Annotated in this window: 13 protein-coding genes; 4 read left to right on the forward strand and 9 right to left on the reverse strand. The window is 56.6% G+C overall.

What is annotated here, in order from left to right; translation table 11 throughout:
• Positions 1–289: 289 nt before the first annotated feature.
• The 3 genes from ACX3P5_RS08815 to ACX3P5_RS08825 all read left to right on the forward strand — a co-directional run bounded on the left by ACX3P5_RS08815 (position 290) and on the right by ACX3P5_RS08825 (position 3441).
• Positions 290–1309 (forward strand): alpha/beta hydrolase, encoded by a 1020-nt coding sequence (locus tag ACX3P5_RS08815; protein ID WP_233984294.1) that lies wholly within the window; start codon positions 290–292, stop codon positions 1307–1309.
• A 361-nt stretch (positions 1310–1670) separates the two neighbouring features.
• Entirely contained in the window at positions 1671–2186 is a 516-nt protein-coding gene (locus ACX3P5_RS08820) for an O-acetyl-ADP-ribose deacetylase (RefSeq protein WP_458968584.1), read from the forward strand.
• A 919-nt stretch (positions 2187–3105) separates the two neighbouring features.
• Positions 3106–3441: a gamma-glutamylcyclotransferase family protein gene (locus tag ACX3P5_RS08825; protein WP_233984291.1), complete on the forward strand. Its 336-nt coding sequence runs from the start codon at positions 3106–3108 to the stop codon at positions 3439–3441.
• A 220-nt stretch (positions 3442–3661) separates the two neighbouring features.
• Here ACX3P5_RS08825 and ACX3P5_RS08830 read toward each other — a convergent pair whose 3' ends face one another.
• From ACX3P5_RS08830 to hipB, 6 genes are all read right to left on the reverse strand, one after another.
• Positions 3662–3913, reverse strand: a complete 252-nt coding sequence (locus tag ACX3P5_RS08830) for a hypothetical protein (protein ID WP_458968585.1) — start codon at positions 3911–3913, stop codon at positions 3662–3664.
• Positions 3914–4133: 220 nt separating this feature from the next.
• A complete protein-coding gene (locus tag ACX3P5_RS08835) occupies positions 4134–6179 on the reverse strand; it encodes an FUSC family protein (RefSeq protein ID WP_458968586.1) in 2046 nt (681 codons plus the stop codon).
• A 146-nt stretch (positions 6180–6325) separates the two neighbouring features.
• Complete coding sequence (locus ACX3P5_RS08840; protein WP_458968587.1) at positions 6326–6964, reverse strand: LysE family translocator; 639 nt, start codon at positions 6962–6964, stop codon at positions 6326–6328.
• 62 nt (positions 6965–7026) lie between these two features.
• The gene (locus tag ACX3P5_RS08845) at positions 7027–8427 is read right to left on the reverse strand and encodes a M24 family metallopeptidase (RefSeq protein ID WP_458969176.1); all 1401 of its coding nucleotides are present in this window, start codon (positions 8425–8427) and stop codon (positions 7027–7029) included.
• Between the two features lie 87 nt (positions 8428–8514).
• Positions 8515–9828 carry a type II toxin-antitoxin system HipA family toxin gene (locus ACX3P5_RS08850; RefSeq protein WP_233984287.1) on the reverse strand — a complete coding sequence of 438 codons (1314 nt, stop codon included), beginning with the start codon at positions 9826–9828 and terminating at the stop codon, positions 8515–8517.
• The gene (gene hipB / locus ACX3P5_RS08855) at positions 9828–10076 is read right to left on the reverse strand and encodes a type II toxin-antitoxin system antitoxin HipB (protein ID WP_458968588.1); all 249 of its coding nucleotides are present in this window, start codon (positions 10074–10076) and stop codon (positions 9828–9830) included. The genes ACX3P5_RS08850 and hipB overlap by 1 nt, the downstream gene beginning before the upstream one ends.
• A gap of 188 nt (positions 10077–10264) precedes the next feature.
• Between hipB and ACX3P5_RS08860 the strand changes: the two genes are divergently transcribed.
• Positions 10265–10699 (forward strand): GNAT family N-acetyltransferase, encoded by a 435-nt coding sequence (locus ACX3P5_RS08860; protein ID WP_336755236.1) that lies wholly within the window; start codon positions 10265–10267, stop codon positions 10697–10699.
• Between the two features lie 48 nt (positions 10700–10747).
• On the opposite strand, the gene ACX3P5_RS08865 is transcribed toward ACX3P5_RS08860, so the two are convergent.
• Genes ACX3P5_RS08865 through ACX3P5_RS08875 form a run of 3 tightly spaced genes read right to left on the reverse strand, consistent with a single transcriptional unit; the run spans position 10748 to position 14844 of the window.
• Complete coding sequence (locus ACX3P5_RS08865; protein WP_458968589.1) at positions 10748–11542, reverse strand: inositol monophosphatase family protein; 795 nt, start codon at positions 11540–11542, stop codon at positions 10748–10750.
• Positions 11543–11566: 24 nt separating this feature from the next.
• Positions 11567–12628 (reverse strand): ABC transporter ATP-binding protein, encoded by a 1062-nt coding sequence (locus ACX3P5_RS08870; RefSeq protein WP_233984283.1) that lies wholly within the window; start codon positions 12626–12628, stop codon positions 11567–11569.
• Complete coding sequence (locus tag ACX3P5_RS08875; protein ID WP_458968590.1) at positions 12625–14844, reverse strand: ABC transporter permease; 2220 nt, start codon at positions 14842–14844, stop codon at positions 12625–12627. Before ACX3P5_RS08875 ends, ACX3P5_RS08870 begins: the two co-directional genes overlap by 4 nt.
• Between the last annotated feature and the right edge of the window lie 34 nt (positions 14845–14878).

The raw sequence follows: 14878 nt of genomic DNA on the forward strand, positions 1-14878 counted from the left end.
TTTCAACTAACAATCATCTGACAAAGTGCGGTCTTCATCCGCCATACAGTAAGAAAAGCGAGCCGGATGGCTTTTTTTTTATTTATTTCTTGCTCCCTGGAAGGGTGAAAATGGTGGGTAATCGACACAGATGGCGGCAGACTACGCTATAAACGACGAAAATGATGTGCAGGGTAAACTTGCCTTTTAAATAGTGCGCTATCTAATAGTTTACAATCAAATTGCGGCGTGGCATTGTTGCGTCAACCAGATAGCACACTATTTAATAGCAAATTAAAGGAAAGCCATAATGAACATGAAACTGACCGCCAGCGCACTGTTATTAGCCAGCCAGATGAGTACCGCTTTTGCAGCACCCACTGAAAATAGCCCGCAACCGACCGCTGGCGTCGCCGCTTTTCTGACGGCGCTCAACAGCGGAGGCGGCAAGCCGATTGAGCAGCTCTCCGTCAAAGAGGCCCGTGCGGTACTGACCGGGGCACAAAAGGGCGCTGAACTGCCGCCGGCAGAGGTTTCACAAAAAATCATTACGGTACTGGGCAAGCCACTGACGCTGACCATCGTAAAACCTGAGAATGCCAGCGCGACGTTGCCGGTGTTTATGTTCTTCCACGGCGGTGGCTGGGTACTGGGTGATTTCCCGACCCATGAACGTCTGGTCCGTGACATGGTGAATGCATCCGGCGCGGCAGCCGTATTTGTTAATTATGACCCGTCGCCAGAAGCACATTTCCCGGTGGCGATTACGCAGGCTTATGAAGCTACTAAATGGGTGGCCGAACATGGCGCTGAAATTGGCGTGGACGGTAAACGTCTGGCGCTGGTCGGTAACAGCGTCGGCGGAAATATGGTGGCTGCCGTTGCCTTGCAGGCGAAGCAGTTTAAAACCCCAGCCATTCGTTATGATGTGATGCTGTGGCCGGTTACTGACGCGCGTTTTGATACCGCTTCTTATGATCAGTTTGCCGACGGACATTTCCTGACGAAGAATATGATGAAGTGGTTCTGGGATAACTACACCACATCAGAGAAAGATCGTAATAACATCCTGGCATCGCCGCTGCGTGCAACCACCGGGCAGCTGAAAGGATTGCCGCCAACACTGATTCAGACCGCTGAGCTGGATGTGTTACGTGATGAGGGTGAAGCCTTTGGCCGGAAACTGGATGCGGCAGGCGTGCCGGTTACCGTGACACGCTATAACGGCATGATCCATGATTACGGTTTGCTGAACGCACTGAGCCAGGAACCCACCGTCAGAACGGCCATCAACCAGGCCGGTGAAGCGCTGCGATCGCATCTGAAATAAGGGCGCCGGGCGGTGAGGATGCCGCCCGGATTCTTTTCTTTCCTTTATAAATCGCAGCCAGTTGACTGGCATTTTCTTTGTGCGTGGTTATACAGCAGTTTCAGGGGGAACCATGCTGCGCAATAATCAGGGCAGCGAGCAGACATTCTCGATGAATAGCTAAATAGCCTCACCAATTTCTCTGCAGGATTGCGAACGACTGTTCTATCCTTTAGTGAATCATATATAGTCAGCAATAATCACGCTTTGATGAAAATTCTCCCTAACATCAGGAGACAACAGATCTTCCGCTGAAGGCGGCGAAGCACACACAGTCAGTGTGGCACGAGCCAATCACTTAAGTTAAAAATCGTGGAATATGATGAATAAAATAACCGTAATTCAGGGTGATATTACTAAAGTCGCGGCAGAAGCAATTGTCAATGCGGCCAATACTTCGTTATTGGGTGGTGGTGGCGTTGATGGCGCAATCCACCGCGCAGGCGGACCGACGATTCTGGTTGAGTGTCAGGCAATCCGCAATCGTCAGGGTGGATGCAAAGTCGGTGAAGCGGTAATTACCGGTGCAGGCAATTTGCCCACTGATTACGTCATCCATACCGTTGGCCCGCGCTGGAGCGATGGACAACATGACGAAGATGCGCTGTTGAGAAGTGCTTACCTGAGTTGTTTTAAACTCGTCGACCAGCATGGCATCAAAACGGTTTCGTTTCCCAACATCAGCACAGGAATTTATGGTTTCCCTAAAGAACGTGCTGCGGAGATTGCCTTAGAGGTCATTAAACATTGCATCGCTGAGAACAGCAAAATCGGGAAGGTTAACTTAGTCTGCTTTGATACGGAAAATTATGATCTGTACCTTAAACTACTAGCCTAAGGATTGGCGCAGGTAGGTCAGGGGATATGTTTATCAGCCAGAGCACAAAAGCCTGCCAGAGGTAAGACGGACTGAATGTGGACATAATACAAGTACGCCTTAAATTTAACATAATATACATTATGCGCCCTTAGATAACCCTCCGATTATGATGCCCGGACATCGCTTGATTTTGCTGTTTACTGTGCTTTCAGCATGAATCCGCATTGGTTTCCTCCGTTATCAGAATGGCCGCCTGGCCCCATACTCATCCGACGCCCATACACCTTTAACACCTGATTCTCATTCTGCGTTCCCTGCATAAACTGCCTGCCTCCACGACAGCTGTTTTTTTCGCTGTACTGCGCTGCCAAATTTATTCGCTACCGTCTTATTCGCTACAACGTTCTCTTCGACGAACTTCCCGATCAATACGCCTTGTAGCATCATCCTTTGTTTCAACACATCCTGCCGGATTTGCCTTACGACAAACCTTCTTCTGCAACGGCAACTTTGTTCGGCGACCAGCATCATTCATTTCAAACGGCGTGACGTCGTTGCCGGTTGTAGCCGTGCTGCCAGATAATACGCGCTTCGCAGCTCTCTTTCGGCCAGCTCATGCGCACTGTATCGGGTTTTGCCGCTCCCGTGCCGCTGAAAATTATCTATGCCACTGGCGGCGCTCAAAGCCAATGGTCTTACTCGCTTAGCAGTCGATCGCCATAAAACGCACGGTCAGACACCCCATTTTTGACAACGCTACGTAAATTCTGCGCCTGCTATGTGGCTCATGGGCCGCAGAATTTATCACAGCGCGCCATTTTATCACTGACTGAAACCTCACCTGATGGTGAACGCTGAAATGCACCCGGCCTGCATGACAACGGCTTTCAGCCAGGTTACAGTTTCCGGCTTCGGCTTTCACTCCCGATGAGGAAACATGAAACGCTTATTTGTTTATGGCACGCTTTGTCCTGGCCGCGAGAATGCGCATCTGCTGGAAAATATTGGCGGCGAATGGCTGGCCGGTTCGGTAACCGGCATTTTCTACCCGCGTGGCTGGGGTGCGGCAGCGGATTTCCCCGGCATTATCCTTGATGATCAGGCGGCACCCGTGCCGGGCTATCTGTTTATCTCCGAGCAACTCGACGCGCATTGGCCGATGCTGGATGAATTTGAAGACGGCTACGATCGGGTTGAGGTCACGGTAAAAACAGAGAACAATCAGCAGCTAACCGCCTGGATTTACCAGCTGCAGCCGCCCTTATCCGCCTGACAGCTTTACGGATTCGGCACTGTTTTCGTTGCCTGCACCCTGCTCTTTTAGCTCGTTATCGTCGCTGTTCACGTTTGCTTTACAAGGTTTGTGCCGCGTTCAGCGAGCTAACCTTACACACGGAATTACCGCCTGGTTCGGCCTCTCTAACTGATCGACAAAAACAGACAGGTACAATGTCAGATAGATAATTATTAGATATGCCTTATGTATGATGTAACTAAAATAGCACATTTCTAATGACTTCAGCGAGACGCTCTCCTTCCGCCTGAACAATGAGCCGCGCTTCCTGCGTGAGGTTCAGTTGATGGCTAATCGCCTGTGCCAGGCTGCCCGCGCCGACTTCCGCCAGTGGAGTTAACGCAATCCGCTGCGCGCGGCCATCCTCTGGATCTTTGCTGCGATAAACCTGCGGCTGGCTTTCCAGTTCAGCTTCCACCAGCCGTATACTCTGAGGCTTTACGCCACGCAAGCTGACCCGTTCGGCTACCGACAGCGATCCAGGGTTTCGGACCTCGAATGACGCTGCGTGCCGGTCTCCAGACGGACCCGCCGCACACACTGGCGATCACCCTTCTCACTTCCCGCCAGGCGCCAGGGATTCGGCTGTTTCGGCAGCGTTTGTGGTTGCGGTGACATCGGGTTATACGTCCTCGGGTTAGCGGTGCTTTTCGCCGACTTTTATAACACGATCAGCCCGGCCAGCGCTGTTGCGGGAACAGCGAGACACGAATGTTAAACAGGTGAACCAGCGGTGCCACCGCCGCTCTCTCCTGCCGCGCGATGGTCTCCAGCCGCAGCAGCAACAGATCCAGCTCCTCCAGCAGATCCGGATGCGGCAGCAGCTGAAGCGACTTCATTTTGCGCTTCAGATAGAGTCCCAGCTCGTGAAACATCTGGCCGCTGTCGAGACGGTGTGCCTCTAATACCTCACGATAGCGGGCATAATAGTCATAACAGTTGGCACCCAGCCAGGTTTCGCTAATCAGATAGCCACCCACCACAATGTCCGGTACCGGATCGAGCCGTTTACGCGGCAGAATAACGTTCACCCGGTCCAGCATCCGGGCAATAAACTGTTGCCGCGACAGCAGCGTGGCCGAATTACGTTCAACTTTTTTAATAAAACTCAGCAGGTCACGTAGTCCGCGCAGCACCGCGCGTCGGGCAATCCACGAGGGCCGCTTGTTACGGATCAGCGCCGTCAGCACCACCGCAAACATAATGCCCACCATCGACGAGATAGCTGCATTCAGGGTGACGATCAGATCCGGCACGTAGTGATGACTCAGCCCGATAAAGCCCGGTATCTGGATCGCCACGCTCAGTCCAATCAGGTTAGTGGCCGGATTAGCGATTACCAGGCTCAGCAGCATCAGCCCCGGCAGCAGACAAATCATCAATGCCTGCAGCGTGTTGGCCTGCGGGATCAGAAAGGCGATATAAAACAGGCTGACCACCAGCGCAATCACCACCCCTTTAACGAACAGTTTCATCGGCGTCACCGGTGAATCCACGCTGGCAAAAAACGAGCTGATAATCGCGGCCATCAGCGGCGCATTCGCCCCATCCGCCCAGCCGCTGCCAATCCAGAACAGGCTGGAGAGAAAGGTCGCCAGAAAAGCCGTCAGCACCGACAGGATCAGCAGCCCATTATCAATATGACGATGCTCGCGGATATTCCTGATCGCCGCCCCATCGCCATGACTGTAGAGATCGCCGGCACGGGCGCTGACGTTCTGATAAGCATCCGCAATACGAACAAAGTTCGCCAGCCGCTCCAGCAAGCCAATCAGCAGCAGGCTCTCTTCGGTCGCCAGGTTTCCCGCCTGCCAGTCACGTTCCAGCGTCGCCTGTCCTTCTGCGATGGCGTTACGCAGCCCTTCAATATCGTTGACCCGATCGTGATTAAGCCACAGCAGAAATTGCTGGAACACCGAAGTGACGCAGAGCGGAAAGCGGATATTCAGTTCTGCCAGCACCCCGAGCCGCGATTCGATCGCCGTCAGCGTCGGCAGCAGATAGGTCAGATGCTGATACTGTACGCTGACCAGACGGATAACATTACGCGCCGCCTCTCCTTCATACACGCAGTGTGTCAGCAGCGTTTCGACATTCAGCGGATAGCCCGCCATCTGGATCAGAATATCCTCGCGCTCCAGAGACTTATTCTTCGCCATGCCGCTGACCAGTTCATCACACAATTTACGCGCATTCTGAAACCAGTGGTCGACGCTCTGCCCGAGTAAATGGTGCATCGATACCGGAAAAACCAGCCGGTGAACCAGGGTGCTGCACAGGATGCCAAGGGTGATCTCCTCAATACGGGAAATCACCGTATTCACGATAGCCGACGGCGTGTTTACCTCCGGGAAGCCCATGATCGCCGCGCTGTAACCGGCCAGCATAAAGACGTAGCTTTTCGGCGTGCGGTCATGTAGCGACAGATAAAGGCAAAAGGTCACCCACAGCGAGACGCACAGGCTGAACAGCAGCGGCGACTGCACCGTTTCCGGGTAGATCAACAGGATAAAGACGCCGCCGAGCACGGTTCCCATCAGACGAAACAGCGATTTCGAGACGGTCGAGGCGGCATAAAGCTGAGAGGTGACAAATACGGTGGTCAGCGCCCAGGCTGGTTTTTCAAAGTTAAGAATCAGAGCAACAGATAACGCGATAAACGCGGCCAGGGAGGTTTTGCAGGCAAACAAAACCGCGTTTTTGGTAAACCATTTCATCGAATGAGAGGACCGAAATACTTCTGTGGCGCGTATCCTGACAGAAGCGCGCGGCTTTTACTCTCAGTTAAATTATACAAATTATTACCGGCCTTCCCTGGCCGGTTCAGGCTGCGGCTGACCGGGCCGGCAGCACCAGATTCGACTCAGCGACGGGTCAGCGCCAGACGGATCCCAAGGCCGATAAAAGTGGCTCCGACCAGCCGATCCAGCACTTTCTGTAACCTCTTATTGTTCGCCACCGCGCCTGCGGCCCCGCCCGCCAGCAGCGCAAACATCACGTCGGTCATCAGGCCGACCAGCGCATAGGTCATCCCCAGCAACAGGAAGGCACTGGCGTGATGCTCACTTCCAGCCACCACAAACTGCGGGAAGAAGGCGATAAAAAACAACAGCACTTTGGGATTGGTGATTGAGGTGATGAAACCGCGCAGCAGCAGTAAGCGGGTGCCCGGCTGCGCGCGCGGCGGCGTGATCTCCGCTGCTGCGGATGTAATAAAGGTTGACCCAATCATTCTGGCCCCCAGGTAGATCAGGTAGGCCGCACCGAGATACTTGATCAGCGTGAACAGCAGCGGCGAGGCGGCAATCAGCGCAGTCAGCCCCAGCGCACTGGCCACGGCATGGGTACAACTGCCCAGTGCAACCCCGGCGGCTGACAGGATACCGGAACATCGTCCCCTGGCGACGCTTTGTCCCACTACATAGGCCAGATCGGGGCCTGGCGTAATACAGAGCAGTAAAATGGAGGCAACAAATAGCGGGAAATGCACAATATCGGACATTACGGCTCCTGACCTTTATCCGGGGTTAACAGGCTATTAACTTAACAGCCGACCACGTTTTTTTAAACCCCGTCGCTGATCGGTTGCCGCACCAGCGCGCGGTGCTGATCCAGCAAAAACGGCCGCAGATAACCCACCGTGTTAGAGAGTAAAATCACCTCATCGGAGAGCTTCAGCCGCAATACCTCACTCAGGTAAGTTTTGCGTTGCATCATCCGTTGCCAGACCGCCGGAAATTCAGCCGCCAGTTGAGCACGCAGTGCCGCGTCCGCCAGACCAACGGTATCCTCAATACTGCAGCCGCCGTAACCGGCCACCGAAGGAATGATATCGATCTGCAGCAACATGCCGCTCTTCAGGGGAATGGCTGAACCGGGCGAAACCGGTGAACTGAGCCACTCTTCGTCAGCCACCAGATGCCCCGGATTAAGGTGCCAGCCATACTGCGCTTTGGGGAGTACCGCCTCGATTAACCCATAGAGTTCGCCACCGGTGATGCCGATGCGTAACTGCTCCAGCCAGCTGACCACCGCATGATAATAGGGGATCGCCAGCCGGGTCAGCCAGTCTGCAACGTGACAGGGTAACTCTGAAGCCTGGCTGACCACATAGGCGGCGCGGCTGGTCAGCCCGCCTTTGTAGCCGACGGTTAACGACAGCTTATCCCCCGTCGCAATCTGTTTATCCGATGGATAAAGCTGCGCGTTTGCAAAGCGATCGCCGGTAGCCGCAATGGTCATCACGCTGTGAGGCTGGCCATCGCGGTTCAGCAGCGCGCCAATGCGTTTCTCGCTGATGCCTGGCGCTACGCTATCCAGTGCCGTTAGCATGGCAGTGGAAGCCCGATTCGCTCCCGCTTCGTAAAAGGCCACCTCATCGGCGCTGTTAATGCAGCGCGCGCCCTCATCGGGTGAGATAAATAACCCGGTCGCGTTCACCAGATGTGCCATGCCGCCCGCCGCTTCAGCCGCTGCCGCACAGATAAAGTGTGGTAAATCGAACATCGCTGGCTGCTGGCTGCTAAACAACTTCCAGCCCACCAGCCCGGTACGCCTGTCGGGCACAATTCCCGCCTGGCTCAGCAAGCGGGAGAGCGACGGTTCACCGCTCATCGGCTGATTGGGCAGCGAAAACAGCGCCGCGTGCAGACAGCGGCCCGGATTACGGGCAAACGGCACCAGTTTGAGGTTTTCGTTGCCCATGATGTAGGCCAGTTCGCCCTGCTGATTAACCACCAGCAGCGCCTCTTCGAAGCGCGGAATAAAGCCCGCCAGATACTCAAAGTTGCTGCCGTGCTCTTTATCGGCATAGATGATCAGGTGCGCAATCTGATGCTGTTTCATGCGCTGAACTATCGCCGCCAGCCGGCGATGCAGGGTTTCATCCGCCATGACGTGGCTTACCGCGTCAGGAAAGGTCGGCGGTGGCGCAATGACTTCCAGAGCGTAACGATCAGTGTGCATGACAGTATCGGTGTGCATAACAGGCTCCAGGCTAACGGGAAAAAGAATCAGTCTATGGGGTTCCGGACCGCCCTGTTGCCGCCGCGATCAATCTTTCTGCCGTAACCGCTCCAGCATAATCAGCGAGTGGCTGAAGATGGCATCGGCGATATGTTGCGGAAATCCTGCGGGCAGCGCATCCCGCACCGCGATCACCGCTGGCGGAAAAGCCCGGATAAAGAAGTCAAAAATCTGTTGCAGGCTGCCGCTATCAAAATTGACGCTTTTTGCCGTAGCGAAAAAGTGACGCGGGAATATCTTATCGATCTCGGTTTTTTTACCCTTACTGGCCCGCAGCCCCATCGCCAGCTTCAGCGCGCGCTTATTCAGGCCGGTGCCGCCCAGCACCGGATAGGCGGAAATCACGTCGTAAAAGGGCGTCAGCCGGTAGCTGCCGCCGCGCTCAATAAACAGCGAGAAGTTCTTTGCGTGACCATCCGTTGCCCCTATCAGCCACTGAAACACCTGGAACATCATGAAGTGATAACGATCCTCTATCGCATTACTCGATCCCATCAGCAACTGCATGATCTCCGCGATGCCCGGCCCGCCGTCCGATTCATATTTGGTGGAAGATGGCAGCCCCAGCGCCTGACAGAAATCCTCCTGCGGCAGCCGTATCAGCCGGGTTCTGTCGCGTGACCAGCGGCGATCGAAGCGCTCCACCGCCAGCGCCCGCATCGCGCCAGCACGGATAATGGAGGCCTGCGGAACGTTAAGCCCCAGCGCTCTGGCCAGCGCCAGGCAGAGATACTCATTTTCTACGCTTTCGCGCATATCCAGCGTCGCCGCCGGCTGCTTAATTTCGCCAATTGGCAGTTTGATGATGTGCGACGTCGGCGTGGCCCCGGCAGGAATACTCCAGCCCTGCTCAGTGTGCAGCAGGGCGGTTTTCTCCTGCGCGCCCGCTACCGAAATCCGGAAGTCAGTCTCTTCGCGCAGCATCCCAAGCGGAATGTCGGACTGATAGGCTGACAGCACACTCTCCAGTCGTGCCTCATCCAGCAGCTCGTAACGCACCTGTAACGGCGGCAGCGGCATCTCCGGCGGCAACAGCATGGTCGCACCGACGCTATCACGTCCCACTTCCTGCAACAGATCAAACGGCTGACGGGATTTTATCTGGTAGCGCGCCACAATCCGGTCACGAATCAACGGGCTATCCGGCAGCAGGTTATCGAAAAAGTTAATTACCGCGTGGGAGGTGATGACCGGAACCTGCAGCGGCATTGAGAGCGACAGCGGCCTGGCGAGCGGATTGCTCAGCCACGCTTTATCGTACTGAAATTCGTGCGCGCCATTGCGCTGACGCGTCAGCACCCCAACCCGCTCGCCGTTCATCCACGCAATCAGCTTCTGCATTACCAGTCATCCTCGTCATTGAGCGGCGGTGGTGCGGCGACCGTTTTCTCCTGCACCTCCAGGCTCAGCTCCAGCGACTGTAACAGCTTAAACAGCGTCGCCAGCGAGGTGTTGTCCGGCGCATTTTCAAAATGCGAAATGGTCGCCTGTTTCAGACCCACCTTTTTTGCCAGCTCGCTCTGGGTCCAGCCATTACGCTGACGGATAAGTTTCAGCCGGTTAGCCAGCTGCAGCGGACTGTATATCATCGTGTCTGTTCCTCCGAAGTCGGCAGACGATCAGCATAGCGCATTCCGATTATCCCCGAAAGAGGATAATTAGCTCATTATCCCCAATAAGGGATAATTATCATTTTATACCCATCAGGGGATAAGTGATTTATTATCCTCTGTTGCGGATATGCACCCCAGTGAAGTAGCACGACAGGAGGAAAATCATGACACTAAGCGCGACTTTTACCGTGACGCAGCAGCCAGAGGACAAAGACCGGGAGGCGTTATTCGCCGGGCTCGGCAGTTTCAACCGGCAGTTTATCGGCAGTGAAAACCACGGACCGCTGGCGGTATTTGATCATGACGCGGACGGTAAGTTGCGCGGCGGCGTAATGGCCTCGCGCAAGGGGAACTGGCTCTGTATCGATTATCTGTGGGTGGACGATACGCTGCGCGGCACCGGTCTGGGCAGTGCTTTACTGCGGGCAGCAGAACAGCAGGCGATAACTTACGGATGTCAGCAGGCGCTGGTGGATACCTTCAGTTTTCAGGCGCTGCCGTTTTATCTGAAACAGGGTTATCAGCAGCAGATCTCCCTGCCCGACTTTCCGCAAACCGGTATGCAGCGCCACTACCTGACCAAAACGCTGAAGGGATAAAGATCACGACGCTGAGGTGGCTGTACCGACCTGAGCGTCGTGACAGGGTCACAAGCCGGCGATGCGACGCAAATCCGCTTCAGCACCGGGAGCCACCGCCAGCACCTGTGCCCCTTTGGTGATGCGATCGCCGTCGGTGTTGAACGGATGCACCCAACCGCCCGCCTCTTTCACCAGACAGTAACCGGCCAGACAATCCCAGGCGTGCATATAAGGTTCGTAGTAGCCCACTACCCGACCAGCCGCCACCCATGCCAGCATCAGGGCGCCTGAGCCGATGCGGATAAAGTTACCGCCCGCTGTCAGCAAGGCCGCCACAATCTCCCCAACCTGCTGTGGGCTGACGTAGCTGTTGGCACCAAAGCCCGTGACGTGATTCTGTAGGGTGCGTGCCGGATCAACCTGCAACCGACGGCCATTAAGCGTTGCGCCCTCGCCCAGCGCCGCCACATAGCATTCATCAAAGGTCGGAGCATAAATCACCCCGATAATCGGCACGTCGTCCCGCAGCACGGCAACCGATACACACCAGTTTGGCATCCCATTAAGAAACGGGCTGGTGCCATCGATCGGATCGACTACCCAGGTATAGACGCTCCGGCCCGCCTGCAGGCCCGTTTCCTCACCGAGAAAGCCATCCTCCGGGAATGCCTCTCGGATGGCGGCGGCGATCATCTGCTCTACGTCGCGATCGGCAATCGACACCACATCCTGCAGATCATATTTGGTTTCCACCACCAGCGTGTCGCGGCGGGAAAAGTAGGATAACGCCGTGGCACCGCCCGCGCGGGCGACCGTCTCAGCCAGCGCCAGACGCGACATCATTTCATCGTGCAGTTCCATTGTGACTCCTTGCGGTTAAGCAGATTAGCGGGCAATCAGGGCCAGCCCTTGCGGCTTAAAATTAACGCCAACCCGGGCGGCAAGCGGCAGGCGCTGCTCCATGTGAGGATCGATGATAAACAGCGACCCCAGCTCGGTGGTGACTTCATATTCGATATGGTCGCCCAGCCAGGTGCTGTGAATTACTTCCCCCTGTAGCGCGCCCTGCCCGTCGCCGGACAGCGTGATAAACTGCGGCCGAACCGCCAGCTGACCGCTGCCGATGGTGGCTCCGGCATCGCGCAGCCGGAATCGCTGATTGCCGACCCGAACCAGCGCCTCACCGGCTTCCGCCTGTTCAATGTCGCACGGCAGAATATTGGCTTCGCCCATAAAGTCAGCGATAAACACCGAGTTGGGCGAATGGTAAAGGGTTTCCGGCGCGCCCTGCTGAGCAATATCGCCCTCTTTCATGACAATAATTTTATCGGAGACCGCCAGCGCCTCTTCCTGATCGTGCGTCACATAGACCGCGGTAAAACCCAGCCGCTGCTGCAGATCGCGAATATCCGTCCGCACCCGACGCCGTAAACGCTCGTCCAGATTCGACAGCGGCTCATCCAGCAGCAGCACCTGCGGTTCCAGCACCAGCGCGCGGGCCACCGCAATACGCTGCTGTTGTCCGCCGGAAAGTTCAGACGGCAGACGCTGCCCCTGACTTTCCAGCCCGACCAGCTTCAACCCTTCCCGCGCCCGATCCTGCGCCTCCCGCTTGTTCATTCCCGACGACTGCAGCCCGTAGAGGATATTGTCGAGCGCGTTCATATGAGGAAACAGCGCGTAGGACTGAAACACCATCGCCACGTCGCGTTCATTGGCCGGCAACTGGGTGACATCTTTACCGCCGATCAGAATACGGCCCGAGGTGGGATGCTCCAGCCCGGCCAGCAGCCGCAGCGTGGTGGTTTTGCCACAGCCGGACGGCCCCAGCAGCGTCACCAGCGTGCCTGGCTCCACGGTTAATGAAAGATCCGGCAGTGCCGTAAAGCCATCAAAGCGTTTCGCGACATGTTCAAAAACGACCGATCCAGCATGGATGGGGGTCATACGGCTCTCTCCTGAGTCAGAGTGGGAACAGGTGCGGCAACGGCCGCAGATTGACTGGCACGGCGCAGGCGGCGTTCACCCACCAGCAGCTGGAACAGCCCGATAATGGCTAACATCACCACGATCAGTACCGACGAGTAGGCAATGGCGACGCCATACTCGCCATTCTCCACCAGCCCGACAATGTAAGAGGTCGCCATGTTGTATTGCGCGCTGACCAGAAAAATCACCGCACTGATCGAGGTAATGGCGCGCACAAAGGCATAAACCAGCGCCGCGCTGATCGCCGGTTTGAGCAGCGGCAGCACCACTTTACGTAAGGTCCGGAAACTGTTGGCACCCAGCGTCAGAGAGGCTTCATCCAGGCTTTTATCGAGCTGGCTCATCGCCGCAATGCCGCCCCGCACTCCGACCGGCATGTTACGGAACACAAAGCAGGCGATCAGGATCATCGCGGTGCCGGTGATCTCCAGCGGCGGCAGGTTATAGGCCATCACATAGCTCACACCGATGACGGTGCCCGGAATGGCAAAGCTCAGCATCAGCATGAACTCAAAGGTCTGCCGCCCGGCGAATTTCTGCCGCACAATCAGCCAGGCAGTCAGCAACCCCACCACCGCGGTAAGCGGCGCGGCAATCAGGGCGATCTCCAGCGTGGTCCAGAAAGAGTTCCAGGCGACGCCGCTCCAGACCAGTTGCCCCTGATTCAGGCTGACGCTGAAGGCGCGGATATAGTGATCCAGCGTCAGCGCGTTGTTCAGTCCCCACGACTGCACAAAGCCGCCAATCATGATCATGCCGTAAATCACCAGCGTGAACAGGCCCCACGGGATCACCATGCCATAGACGCTGTAGCGCACCGGGCGCGGCAGCAGCACATGACGGCCGCCGTCGCCTTTGCCGGTCACGGTGGCGAAACTTTTCCCCGACAGCCAGACGCGCTGCAGCAGAAACGCCGTCAGGGTGAAGCCCAGCAGGATCATCGCCAGCACTGCGGCACGGCTCGGATCGTTCTGCGCCCCAACCACCGAGAAGAAGATTTCGGTCGACAGCACACCGTGACTGCCGCCCAGCACCATCGGGTTGCCGAAATCCGCCATGCTTTCGATAAAGCTGATCAGAAAGGCGTTGGCCAGTCCGGGCGCCATCAGCGGCAGAGAGATGCGGGAAAAGGTGCGCCAGCGGCTGGCACGCAGGGTCTGAGACGCCTCTTCCAGCGACGGGCTGACCCCTTCAACCACGCCAATCAGCACCAGAAACGCAATCGGGGTAAAGGACAACACCTGAGCAAGCCAGATCCCGGTGAGGCCATACAGCCAGCGGCCAGGCTCAACGCCAAGCAGCGTCGCCAGCGAGGTGGTGACCACGCCGGAACGACCAAACAGCAGGATCAGCGCCAGGCCGATGACGAACGGCGGCGTAATGATCGGCAGAATAGTCAGCATCCGCAGCGCTTTTTTACACGGCAGCGAGGTCCGGGTCGCCGCCAGCGCAAACGCCAGTCCCAGTAATGTGGAGCCGCTGGCGGTCATCAGCGCCAGGCCCAGCGTGCGCCACGCCGTGCCGCAGGTGCCGCCGGTCACACAGGCGACGCTCCAGATAGCCGGGTCCTGCAGATTAGCGATCAGCCCGTCAGGCTTAAAGCTGCCATCAATATCCTGCACCGAGGCGACAAACAGGCTGAGGACCGGATAGAGCACAAAGGTGGTTACCAGCGCCACCAGCAGCACAATCGCCGCCACCACAAAGGCATCACCTTTCAGCACGCCGCGTTCGGCCAGCGCAAAGGAAAAAATCAGCAGAAACACCGTCAGCAGCAGTAGCGCGCCCGCACCCATCGCCGGCTGCCCCTGTTCCAGCGGGCCAGCGAGGTTCTCCAGCCACAGCCAGTTCCAGCCGCTAAACCCGATAGCATGGCCTTCCACTACCAGGAACAGAATGCCGCAGACGCTGAACAGTGACAGTAAGCCGCTGCGGCTGCGCCCGGGTGGCAGAAATACGCAGGCAGCAGCAAGCAGCCACAGCGCCACGGCAATAGCCAGCCAGCCATGCTGCATCAGTTGCCACAGCGCCGGCGCGCTGTTCTCATCACGCCACAGCGACACCAGCCAGTGTCCCGAGAAAAAGCCCTGCTCCAGGCTGTACCAGGGCAACAGCATCAGGGCAGCCGCACCGGCCATTAACGCGCCGGTTAAGCGACGATTGTGCGCATTCATGAATCACCTCGATCTGATGCGGACACCAGGCTTG

The organism is Pantoea sp. S-LA4, assembly GCF_054482835.1.

Excerpts from the sequence above, each read along its gene's own strand:
- ACX3P5_RS08815 (WP_233984294.1), top strand. The coding sequence starts at position 290 with ATGAACATGAAACTGACCGCCAGCGCACTGTTATTAGCCAGCCAGATG.
- ACX3P5_RS08820 (WP_458968584.1), top strand. The coding sequence starts at position 1,671 with ATGAATAAAATAACCGTAATTCAGGGTGATATTACTAAAGTCGCGGCA.
- ACX3P5_RS08825 (WP_233984291.1), top strand. The coding sequence starts at position 3,106 with ATGAAACGCTTATTTGTTTATGGCACGCTTTGTCCTGGCCGCGAGAAT.
- ACX3P5_RS08835 (WP_458968586.1), bottom strand. The coding sequence starts at position 6,179 with ATGAAATGGTTTACCAAAAACGCGGTTTTGTTTGCCTGCAAAACCTCC.
- ACX3P5_RS08840 (WP_458968587.1), bottom strand. The coding sequence starts at position 6,964 with ATGTCCGATATTGTGCATTTCCCGCTATTTGTTGCCTCCATTTTACTG.
- ACX3P5_RS08845 (WP_458969176.1), bottom strand. The coding sequence starts at position 8,427 with ATGCACACTGATCGTTACGCTCTGGAAGTCATTGCGCCACCGCCGACC.
- ACX3P5_RS08850 (WP_233984287.1), bottom strand. The coding sequence starts at position 9,828 with ATGCAGAAGCTGATTGCGTGGATGAACGGCGAGCGGGTTGGGGTGCTG.
- hipB (WP_458968588.1), bottom strand. The coding sequence starts at position 10,076 with ATGATATACAGTCCGCTGCAGCTGGCTAACCGGCTGAAACTTATCCGT.
- ACX3P5_RS08860 (WP_336755236.1), top strand. The coding sequence starts at position 10,265 with ATGACACTAAGCGCGACTTTTACCGTGACGCAGCAGCCAGAGGACAAA.
- ACX3P5_RS08865 (WP_458968589.1), bottom strand. The coding sequence starts at position 11,542 with ATGGAACTGCACGATGAAATGATGTCGCGTCTGGCGCTGGCTGAGACG.
- ACX3P5_RS08870 (WP_233984283.1), bottom strand. The coding sequence starts at position 12,628 with ATGACCCCCATCCATGCTGGATCGGTCGTTTTTGAACATGTCGCGAAA.
- ACX3P5_RS08875 (WP_458968590.1), bottom strand. The coding sequence starts at position 14,844 with ATGAATGCGCACAATCGTCGCTTAACCGGCGCGTTAATGGCCGGTGCG.